The sequence below is a fragment of the Actinocorallia libanotica genome, assembly GCF_039525175.1.
Taxonomy (GTDB): domain Bacteria; phylum Actinomycetota; class Actinomycetes; order Streptosporangiales; family Streptosporangiaceae; genus Actinocorallia; species Actinocorallia libanotica.
Genome location: NZ_BAAAHH010000022.1, coordinates 71939 through 82182, shown reverse-complemented (window position 1 = coordinate 82182; position 10244 = coordinate 71939). Strand labels below are relative to the sequence as shown.

Genomic DNA, 10244 nt, shown 5'->3' with positions numbered 1-10244 from the left:
GCGCTGCTGGTGGTTGACATGTCGGTTATCGAGGTTCTCGCGCTAAGGTCGTGTGCTCTTCGGGCGTGCGGTCCGGTGGCGGGAAGAGGTTCTTGTGCGGTTCAGGTGGGCGGCCGTCGCGAGTCTGCTCGTTCTGGGGTCTCTGGGGGTTTCCGTCCCGGGGTGGAGTCCGGGGCCGGAGCTCGAATACGGGGCGTCGGGATGCCCGGCGAAGCCGTATGAGGGACTCAGCGGGTTCAACCACCCGGTTCCGGCGTCGGCCTACACGCGTGAACTCGCTCGCGGCGGCGCCGAGTACGCGCTGCTCTGCCGGGGGGTGGGCTTTGATGAGTCCTCCTGGTTGGAACCGCTGCGGATCACGCGGGGCGTGAAGGAGCTGCAGCAGGAGATGTTCACTCTTCCCCGGGCGCAGGATGGGGGCGCATCCACCGCGATGGGATGTCCGCCCGTCAACCTGGTGCTGCACTACCCGGACGGGAAACGCAGCGTCATGTCGTTCGAGTGCAATCGTGACGAGGTGGGCACGCACGATGCGATCCGTAGGGGAGGTTCGCGCCTCACCCTCAAGTTCGCCCGCCTGTGGCGCGCCGAGCACACCTCGTCCGACCCGTCCCGGATCGAACCCGCAGCCTGCCTTCCGAGCGTGGCCGGCCGGGTAGGAGTACTACCCTTCCATCCCGCTCCGGAGATCGTCCGAGGAGGCAGCCCCTTCTATCCGGACGAAGCCCGGCTGCCATCGCCTCTGGCAGTCGTCAACGCCTGCCGTTACACCGCCGTCGGCAGCGGCCGGTTGATCCTGCGCGCGCACAAGGCCACCCGCGCCGGCCTGGAATCCCTTCGGGCCGCCGTGAACACGATGAAACCCAAGGGATTCTCTCTGCCCTGCGATGGTCGCGGCCGTAAAAGCACCGCCGTGGACACCCTCCACCTGACCGACGTCACCGGCCGAAGCACCCACCTGTACATCGCTCGAAAGCCCTGCGAAGCAGACCAAAGCCCTCCCACCGGTGTCTTGTCCCCTGAGATCGCTTCCACCCTCTCCCGCCTCCTGGACTGACCATCTCGCGGCCGACGGGCATCGGCTCGCCCTCGCCACGGCTTGCAATTAGACGTATACGTCTATACGTTGGGGAGGTGCCTTTGGATGCTTCACGGAACAGTCTGGTGCTGCCGCTGCTCGGGCTTCTGGTCGAGCGGCCGTCGCATGCCTACGGGCTCGCGTCGCTTCTGCGGGAGCGGTACGGGGATCTGTCGGCCACGCGCAGCACGGTCACGTCGCTGCTGAAATCGCTGGAGAGGGCCGGGGTGGTCGCTTCGCAGCAGCCTGAGCGGGTGGGGAAGAGGCCGCCGCGGACGGTCTACGAGCTGACCGATGCGGGGATGGTCGATTTCCGGCGGAAGGTCGAGGCGGGGTTGGGCGAGGGGCGGACGGCCTCCGTGGACTTCGTCATGGCCGTCGCCTATGCGGGAGTGCTTTCCGCCGACCATGCGGCGTCGCTCCTGGAGGCGCGTGCCGAGCGGCTCGAACAGGAACTGGCGGTGCTGGAGGAGCGGCCCGAGGGCGTGGCGGAGGTGCACATGCTCGAAGCGGCCTACTGGCGCACCATCGTCAGCGCCGAGAACACCTGGGTCAGGGAGCTGGTCTCGCGGATCCGGTCGCACGACATCGACTGGACGGGCGTGCAGGGCGGCGAGGAAAAGGAGGATGGGGCATGAAGTTCGGCATCTATCCGGGCGGGCGCGCGGGGACCGTCTGCTCGCTCCCGCAGGATCCCGCGGCGATCGGTGGCCTCGTCGACGAGCTCGCGGGCGGCCGCGCGTTCGTCATCCGCGAGTACGTTCACTTCTTCGGCGACGCGACGCCCCCGGACGTCGTCGCCTCGCTCGGCGCGGAGCAGGATCTCGCACGCCTCACGATGCCCGACGCGTGGTACGTCGAAGGCGGGCGTGAACTGGACCTCGTGGTGAGTTACATCCCCCGGGAAGCCGACGTCCCCGGATGGCTGGCCTTCCTCGACGCCGTCATCGACCGCTACGGCCATCTGACGCGCTATCTCCAGGTGACCCTGGAGCCCAACTTCCCGATCCCGCTCATCGACGGAAGCGCCCCCGGCGTCCTCCAGGCCCTGGCCCTCGGCATCCCGTACGCACGCGCCGCACTGGACAGAAGGGGCCTGCACGACGTGCGGGTCGGCTTCTCCGTCGCCGAACCACCGGAATGGCTGGGCGGCGACGACGCCTTCTGGCAGCACCTGTCCGGTATACCGGCGCAGGACTTCGCCGACCACATCGACTACGTCGGCCTGGCCCTGTATCCCGACGCCTTCTCCCCGGTCGCCCCGCGCGGCACACCGGGAGACGTAGCCTCCCTCACCGCCCACGCCCTGCACCACCTGCGGGAGTACTCACTACCGCTCGCCCACATCCCGCTCGACACGCCCGTCCACATCGTGGAGAACGGCTCCCCGAGCGGTGCCCCACGCACCGAGCAGGCGCAGTGCGACTCCCTGTCCGACATGATCGACACGATTCTCGCCCTTGAGGAGACCCGGAACATCACCCACTACGAGCTCTTCAGCCTCCGGGACGCCGACAGCACCGCCGCCGAACCCACCGGAACCCTCGGCCTCGTCACCGACACCTACCGCCCCAAGCCTGCCTTCGCCCTCTACCGCGACACCGTCCACGGCTCCGCCCGACCCAAAGCGGCTCTCTGACGGCGGTCATCGACCTGGCCGGAGGCGGGAAGGCGGGGCCGCTCGTCGGCGGGTGCTACAGGGCGGGCGCCAGGAGTTCTGCCGTCAGGGCGTCCAGGCGTTCGGCGCGGGCGGGGTCGAAGGCCTTTCCCTCCAGGGGGAGGCGGGTGCGGCGTCTGAAGGCCGAGACGGGTTCGGCGGGCGGGTGGTCCATCAGGTGCGCGATGGGGGTGATGGCCTTGCTCACAGGCTGGGCGAACAGCAGGGCCAGGGTTTTGGTGAGGGCGCGCCAGTGGGCGGGAAGCGGGTCGGCCATGGCGGTGCGGACGAAGCCCGGGTTGTAGAGGACGTAGCGGATGCGGGCTTCGGGGTGGCGGGTGGGGAAGTGGGCGCCCAGCAGGTCGTTGCAGCGGGAGGACTGCATGGCGGCGCGCCGGCCGGTGTAGCGGTGGTGGAGTTGCAGGTCGTTCCAGTGGACGGTGCCGGGGAGGCCGCCGGGACCGGCCAGGTTCATGATGACGGGGGAGTCGGCCTTCTCCAGCAGGTCCATCAGGCCGTGGCCCAGGACGTGGCGGCTGAGGTAGGCCAGGGCGAAGGTGGACTCGAAGCCGTCTTCGGTCTCCTCGCGGCGGGGGCGGAAGCGCTGGGCGCCGAACACCAGGCCGTCCACCGACTCCGCGGCGGCGAAGACCTCGTGGAGTGCCCCGCGCATGCCGGTGAGGGTGCTGAGGTCGGCGCGCACGAACACCGCCCGGGGCGCGGCGTTTCGGCGGGCGGCCTCCCGGAGGAAGGCGCGGCCCTTCTCCTCGCCGCTGGAGACCGCGATCACCCGGTCTCCCCGGTCCAGGAAGCGCAGGCCCAGGCCTCTGCCGATGCCGTCGGTGCCGCCGGTGATCACGTAGGTGCGCATGGTCGTCCTCCAAGGAAGTCATCGGTCGATGACCAGAAGTCTGGGGAGCTGCGGCCGATGAAGTCAACGATTGATGACTTATGCTGACCGGATGACCGAGGCCGCACCGTCCGCACCGTCCCCCCGTCGGCGTGATCGGGCGGCGACGCGGGCCGCGCTGCTCGAAGCGGCGCGGTTGCGCTTCTCCCGGCAGGGATTCGACGGGACCGGGGTGCGGGAGATCGCGGCGGACGCCGGGGTGGATGCCGCGCTGGTGTTCCGCTACTTCGGCTCCAAGGAGAAGCTGTACGCCGAGGCGGTGCACGTCGAGATTCCGCAGGGGCTCACCGACGGGCCTCCCCGGCCGTTGACCCGGGTCACGGACGAGCTGCTCTACGACGTCGTCTTCGGCGACTGGGAGAAGTTCGACGGGGAGCATCCCCTGCTGGTGATGCTCCGCTCCGCGCACCGGCCCGCCGTCCGCGACCAGCTGCGCGACCGGCTGTGCGACGGCTACCTCCGGGATTTCGCCGAGCGGCTCGGGGGAGGGGACGCGGCGCTGCGCGCCGAGCTCATCGGCGCGCTGCTGCTCGGGATGGGGGTGATGCGCTCGGTCGTCGGCTCTCCGGCGCTGACCGAGGCGACCTTCGACGAGACACGGCTGCTCGTGGCGCGGCTCGTCCGGACGCTCACCGAGCCGCGCGCCGACGGCGTCGGCTGAGAGGGAACGCCGGGCGAACACGCAGGTGGGAACGTTCCAGATGCCGGGTTGCCGGTAATTCTCACTTAATAATGTGAATTCCCACACACAAGGTTTTGCTTGCGGTCCTCGGGGGGAACGCGCAAGATCGTTGGCACTTCGGCCTGAGGAGGCGTCGTGCCGATCAGGGGGATGTTCCTCTCCGCGCTCGCGGAGATCCGGGTCGGGAAGGTCCGGGTTCTGCTCTCCGGGTTCTGTGTGGCCTGCCTGGTGGCGACGGTGACGGTGGTCGCGGCGGTGGGCGGGGTGACCCAGCAGGTGGCGCGGGACCTGTTCGAGCAGCAGATGGGGCGGCCCGGGACGATGATGCTGTATCCCGAGTTCCGGGAGATGACCCCGGCCGGGGTGTCGGCGGAGGCGCTGCGGGCGATGAAGGGGTCGCTGGACCGGTTCGACATCGTGCACACGCCCTACATCCAGTACGGCGAGGCGCGGATCCGCACGGCCGACCGCCGGATCCTCGATTCGCAGGGGAGGAACGGGCCGCCGGACTTCCTGCTGACCGTGACGGACCACCGGCTGCTGGAGATCCAGGACATGCCGATGGTGGCGGGGCGCTGGTTCAGCGCCTCCGACGACATGCGGATGGAACCGTCGATCGTGGTCGCCGCGACGTTCGCGCGGATGATCGGGCTGAGCCCCCGGCAGGCCGTCGGCGCCCGGGTGGAGTTCGCCGCCGGTGAGATCTGGCAGAAAGTCCGGATCGTGGGTGTCATCGAGGACAGTGATGGGATGCCCGGCTTCGGTGGGCCCTCGGGGATCTACCTGCCCTTCGAGTCGATGCTGCGGATGGGGCTCGCGGCCCAGCAGCCGTCCTTCAAGCTGAGGATCGCGCCCGAGCACAGCGCGGAGGCGATCGCGCGGCTGAAGAAGGAGGCGCCGAAGTGGGGCGCCCAGCGGATCCACGTCGAGAAGAACTTCGGCGACTTCATGGTGATCGGCGGCAAGCTCCGCCTGCTGCTGCTGGGCGTCACGGCCGCGATGCTGATGCTCGGCTCGCTGCCGGTGGTGGCGCTCGGCATCTTCGCGGTGCGGCAGCGGCGCAGCGAGTTCGGCGTGCACCGCTGCTTCGGCGCGACCGGGTCCGACCTCTTCCTGACCGTGCTGCTCGAAGGGCTGATCGTCTGCTTCGGAGCGGGCCTCGCCGGGGTGCTCGCCGGCTACCTCGTGCAGGGGCAGGCGCTGGACCTCCTGATCACGCGGTACTTCGGGGTGCGGGAGGGCTTCGACACCTCCTTCCCCTGGCAGGCGGCACTGCTCGGGCTGGGCGTGGCGGTCTGCGTGGGCGTCTTCACGGGACTGTTCCCCGCCTGGCGGGCCATGCAGCGGTCCGTCATCCGGGCGATCCGGGCTTAAGGAGATCTGATGGCACTGGGAATCACGGGCAACCGCGCGGGCAAGGCGGCGATCCTGCTGGCGGTCGGCGCGGTGGTCTTCGGGACCGGCTACCTGGCCAACAACGGCGCGGCCGCGCCCGAGCCGGTCGCCGAGGAGGTGCCGGTGCCCGACCTCGCCCCCAAGACGATCAAGGTGGCTCAGGGGACGATCGTCGCGCGGCTGGTGCTCAAGGCCGCGGTGGCCGCCGACCCGGCGGTGCCCGCCCGGCCGGAGAAGGCCGGGACGGTCACCAAGGTGCTGGTCAAGAAGGGCCAGCGGGTGAACAAGGGCGAGGCCGTCGTGGCGTTCGAGCACACCCCCGAGCCCAAGGCGCCCGCCAAGGAGGGCGCCAAGCCCGAGCAGCCCAGGCCCGTCACGCTGTACCTGGCGGCTCCGGCGGCGGGGAAGGTCAAGGAGATCCAGGCACACGTCGGCTCCCCGGTCTCGCCCGGCGAGGCCGCCTTCTCGGTGGACCGGGAGCGGTTCCGCGCGGTGGCCGAGGTCGAGACCAAGGACATCTACCGCCTCTACAACAAGCCCCGCGGCATCAAGCTGAAGATCGACCACGGTCCGGCGCCGTTCTCCTGCCCGCTCATCTCCTACGGCGCGGGCGGCGGCGAGGAGGCGAAGGTCGAGGTCGTCTGCCGGATCCCCGACTCCCGCAAGGTCTTCCCCGGCCTGCCCGCCGAGATGTCGGTCCTCACGGACCGGGCGAAGGACGTCCCGGTCGTGCCGCTCGCGGCGGTGCTCGGCCAGGCCGACACCGGCTGGGTGACGGTCGTCGGGGAGTCCGGCGAGCGCACCCGCCGCGAGGTCGAGCTGGGCCTGAACGACGGGAAGAGGGTCGAGATCAAGTCGGGCCTGGAGGTGGGGGAGAAGATCCTCGACCTCGCCCCCGAGGACGCCGCCTTCGCCGGCCCCGAGAAGAAGGGGGAGCGCCCGTGACGGCCGCCGTGGAGCTGGCCGGGGTCACCAAGCGCTTCAAGCTCAGGGGCAGGAAGGACCCGCTGACCGTCCTCGACGACATCTCCCTGACCGTCCCCGGCGGCGGCTCGATCGCGATCGTCGGCCTGTCGGGCGCGGGAAAGTCCACCCTGCTCAACGCCCTGGGCCTGCTGGAGCGCCCGGACGAGGGGACGATCTCCCTCTTCGGCAGGGAGACGACGACGCTCCCGGAACGGGAGCGCGCCTGGCTGCGCGGCAAGACGATCGGCTTCGTGTTCCAGCAGCTCAACCTGCTCTCCGGCCGCTCCGCGCGCCAGCAGGTCGCCGTCCCGCTGCTGTACGAGGGGGGCCGGTCGCTGCGGCGCCGGTACCGGCTGGCGGACGAGGCGCTGCGCCGGGTCGGCCTGGGCGAGCGCCTGCACTCCAAGGTCTCGGAGCTGTCCGGCGGCGAGCAGCAGCGGGTGGCCATCGCCCGCGCGCTGATCCGCGACCCGCGCCTCATCCTCGCCGACGAGCCCACCGGAGCCCTGGACCCGGTGACCGCCGCCCAGGTGATGGACCTGCTGTTCGCCACCGCGCGGGAGGACGGCCGGGCGCTCATCCTGGTCACCCACGACCACCACCTCGCCCGCCGCGCCGACCGGCTCTACACCCTGGACGCCGGGCGCCTGTACGCCGACCAGGTGCGGACGGAGCAGGAAATAATCCCGCTCGACCAGCGTTTATATACAGGTACCTTGCGGGAACTTGGGCCGCGCGCGGGAGTAGACCGCGATTTCCGCCACGGCGGCGGCCGCTAGCCTGGAGGTGAGACCAGGGAAGGCGGAATCGAGTGATCTCCGTCCTGCTGCGGACGGTGACCGAGTAGAAACCTCGTAGATCGGGCAGACAGTCTGGCGACGGTGCCGGGGCGGGACGGTCGGAATCTGCTCCGGATTCGTCCGGGATCGCGGGCGGACTGACCGGATTGCGCCACGGGCTCCGCATCGACCTGCAAGGATTGTCTACGGAGGTTGCCGTGACCATTCGTTTCAACCCGTCTCGCGGCGCGACCCTGGGCGTGGAGTGGGAGCTCCAGCTCATCGACGAGGGGAGCGGGCTGCTCCGCCAGGACGCCGGCCGGGTGCTCGCGGACCTCCCCTCGCTCAGCGAGGGTGATTTCACCAAGTTGCGGCACGAGTTGATGGAGTCGACCATCGAGGTGGTCACCGACCCCTGCCACACGGTGTCGGAGATCGTCACGGACCTGTCGGCCTCCCTGACGCGGCTGCGCGAGGCGACCGCGCTGCGCGGCATGCGGCTGGCCTGCACCGGCACCCACCCGATCAGCGACTGGCGGGACGCGGTGATGGCGCCGATCCAGCGGTACGCCGAACTCATCGAGGAGATGCAGTGGCTGGCCCGCCGGATCCAGACCTTCGGCGTGCACGTCCATGTGGGGATCACCCATGTGGACAAGGCGATACCCATCATCAACGCCCTTTCGGCGTACCTGCCGCACTTTCTGGCGCTGACCGCCTCCAGCCCGTTCTGGAAGGGGCACGACACGGGGCTGGCCTCCAGCCGCTCGATCGTGTTCGGCTCGCTGCCCACCGCCGGTCCGCCGCACTCGCTGGAGGACTGGGCGGAGTTCGAGGGCTACATGGACACCCTGCTGCGGGCCGGGACGATCCGTTCCATCAAGGAGGTCTGGTGGGACATCCGCCCGCACCCGGACTTCGGGACCGTCGAAGTGCGCATGTTCGATGGGATCCCGACAATGCGGGAGGTCGGGATGGTTACTGCGTTGTGTCAGTCCCTCGTCACGCTTTTCGAGCAGCAAATCGATCGCGGATATGCGCTTCCGCGCCCGGCGACGTGGGTTGTCCGCGATAATAAATGGCGAGCGACCCGATACGGGCTCGACGCCATCATCATCACCGATGACTCCGGACGTACCGCGCCGCTCCGTGACGAGCTGTACGAACTCGCCTCCGAGCTCGCACCCGTGGCAGACCGCCTGGGGTGCGCCGAAGAGCTGAAGGTCATCGGTGAGGTCCTCGAACACGGTGCTCCGTACGAGCGCCAGCGCGCGATCCGTGCCGAGGGCGGCAGCCTGGAGGACGTCGTCTCCGCGACGATCATGGAGTTCGCCGAGAACAGATTCGTCGGTCCACGGGAGGTGGTCCATGCAGGGACGACCTGAGGAGCCCCCCGAACAGACCGATACGACGAGAAGTGGCACGCCTGAGGGGGCGCACATGACGCAGACACATCCAGGGGTGATGCCGTCCCTGGAGCCGGCGGCGGACGAGGACCCGGACCTGGGCACGCAGCTGGCGTCCTTCCTCGACCGGCACAACGAGGAGCTGGTCGCATTCCGCCGTGATCTGCACATGCACCCGGAGCTCGGCTTCACCGAGTTCCGCACCACGGCGCGGCTGGTGGAGCGGCTGAAGGAGGCCGGGCTCCAGCCGCGGGTGCTGCCCAAGGGCACCGGCGTCATCTGCGACATCGGGCCCGAGAACGGGCCGACGGTGGCGCTGCGCGCGGACATCGACGCGCTGCCCCTGCCGGACGAGAAGGAAGTCGCCTACGCCTCGACGATCCCCGGCCTGAGCCACGCCTGCGGGCACGACGTGCACACCGCGGTGGTGCTGGGCGCCGGCCTGTTCCTGGCCCGCCAGGCCGCCCTGGGCCTGCTGCCGGGCCGGGTGCGGCTGCTGTTCCAGCCCGCCGAGGAGAACCCCGGCGGCGCGCTGGACATCCTGGCGGCCGGCGGACTGGTCGGGGTGAGCCGGATCTTCGGCCTGCACTGCGAGCCCAAGTTCGAGGTGGGCCAGCTCGGCGTGCGCACCGGCCCGATCACCGCGGCCTGCGACAAGGTGTACGTCAAGGTCAACGGCCCCGGCGGGCACACCGCGCGGCCGCACCTGACCGCCGACCTCGTCTACGCGCTGGCCAAGATCGTCACCGAGCTGCCCGCCGCGCTCTCCCGCCGGGTGGACCCCCGCTCCAGCCTCAGCCTGGTCTGGGGCCGGATGAACGCCGGCTCGGTCGCCAACGCCATCCCCGACCAGGGCCTGGCCGAGGGCACCGTGCGCTGCCTGGACGACGAGGCATGGCACCGCGCCCCCGAGCTGATGCGCGCGCTGCTGCACTCCGTCGCCGGCGCCTACGACGTGGAGGCCTCCCTGGAGTACGTCCGCGGCGTGCCGCCGACCGTCAACGACCAGGTCAGCGTCCAGATGTTCAAGGACGCGGGGAACCTCGTGCTGGCGCCCGACAGGGTGGTGACCGCGCCGCAGAGCCTGGGCGGCGACGACTTCGGCTACTACCTGGAGTCGATCCCCGGCGCCTATGGGCGCCTGGGCGTGCGCACCCCCGGCGGCCGCGAGTACGACCTGCACCGCGGCGACTTCGACGTGGACGAGTCCTGCATCCCGGTCGGCGTCAAGATCCTCGCCGCCACCGTGCTGACCGCCCTGTGCGAGCTGCCCGAGGCGGGCCTGGCCACCGACCTGGAGGGCTCCCGCGCCTGAGGGCCGGACGCCCGGTTCCCGTCCCCCCTCCCGGGAGGCGGAGCCGGGCGTCGGCC

The 10244-nt window shown here is 70.3% G+C and carries 10 protein-coding genes; 9 read left to right on the top strand and 1 reads right to left on the bottom strand.

The annotated features are described in order from the left end of the window. Positions 1 to 367 precede the first annotated feature (367 nt). The 3 genes from ABD140_RS24450 (at position 368) to ABD140_RS24440 (ending at position 2717) form a co-directional block, all read left to right on the top strand. Entirely contained in the window at positions 368 to 1057 is a 690-nt protein-coding gene (locus ABD140_RS24450) for a hypothetical protein (RefSeq protein WP_344243293.1), read from the top strand. 107 nt (positions 1058 to 1164) lie between these two features. Continuing rightward, a complete protein-coding gene (locus ABD140_RS24445) occupies positions 1165 to 1716 on the top strand; it encodes a PadR family transcriptional regulator (protein WP_344243292.1) in 552 nt (183 codons plus the stop codon). Next, positions 1713 to 2717, top strand: coding sequence for a hypothetical protein (locus tag ABD140_RS24440; protein WP_344243291.1), 1005 nt, complete (start codon positions 1713 to 1715; stop codon positions 2715 to 2717). Before ABD140_RS24445 ends, ABD140_RS24440 begins: the two co-directional genes overlap by 4 nt. Positions 2718 to 2772: 55 nt before the next feature. Here ABD140_RS24440 and ABD140_RS24435 read toward each other — a convergent pair whose 3' ends face one another. After that, positions 2773 to 3606 carry an SDR family NAD(P)-dependent oxidoreductase gene (locus ABD140_RS24435; RefSeq protein WP_344243290.1) on the bottom strand — a complete coding sequence of 278 codons (834 nt, stop codon included), beginning with the start codon at positions 3604 to 3606 and terminating at the stop codon, positions 2773 to 2775. Between the two features lie 91 nt (positions 3607 to 3697). On the opposite strand from ABD140_RS24435, the gene ABD140_RS24430 reads away from it, so the two are divergent. The 6 genes from ABD140_RS24430 to ABD140_RS24405 all read left to right on the top strand — a co-directional run bounded on the left by ABD140_RS24430 (position 3698) and on the right by ABD140_RS24405 (position 10188). Continuing rightward, the gene (locus tag ABD140_RS24430; protein WP_344243289.1) at positions 3698 to 4306 is read left to right on the top strand and encodes a TetR/AcrR family transcriptional regulator; all 609 of its coding nucleotides are present in this window, start codon (positions 3698 to 3700) and stop codon (positions 4304 to 4306) included. Positions 4307 to 4462: 156 nt separating this feature from the next. Next, positions 4463 to 5701 (top strand): ABC transporter permease, encoded by a 1239-nt coding sequence (locus ABD140_RS24425; RefSeq protein WP_344243288.1) that lies wholly within the window; start codon positions 4463 to 4465, stop codon positions 5699 to 5701. A 9-nt stretch (positions 5702 to 5710) separates the two neighbouring features. After that, entirely contained in the window at positions 5711 to 6667 is a 957-nt protein-coding gene (locus ABD140_RS24420) for an efflux RND transporter periplasmic adaptor subunit (RefSeq protein ID WP_344243287.1), read from the top strand. Beyond that, positions 6664 to 7467 carry an ABC transporter ATP-binding protein gene (locus ABD140_RS24415; protein WP_344243286.1) on the top strand — a complete coding sequence of 268 codons (804 nt, stop codon included), beginning with the start codon at positions 6664 to 6666 and terminating at the stop codon, positions 7465 to 7467. The genes ABD140_RS24420 and ABD140_RS24415 overlap by 4 nt, the downstream gene beginning before the upstream one ends. 218 nt (positions 7468 to 7685) lie before the next feature. Continuing rightward, positions 7686 to 8852, top strand: a complete 1167-nt coding sequence (locus tag ABD140_RS24410; protein WP_344243285.1) for a glutamate--cysteine ligase — start codon at positions 7686 to 7688, stop codon at positions 8850 to 8852. A gap of 55 nt (positions 8853 to 8907) precedes the next feature. Continuing rightward, positions 8908 to 10188 carry an amidohydrolase gene (locus ABD140_RS24405; protein WP_344243284.1) on the top strand — a complete coding sequence of 427 codons (1281 nt, stop codon included), beginning with the start codon at positions 8908 to 8910 and terminating at the stop codon, positions 10186 to 10188. The last annotated feature ends 56 nt before the right edge of the window (positions 10189 to 10244 follow it).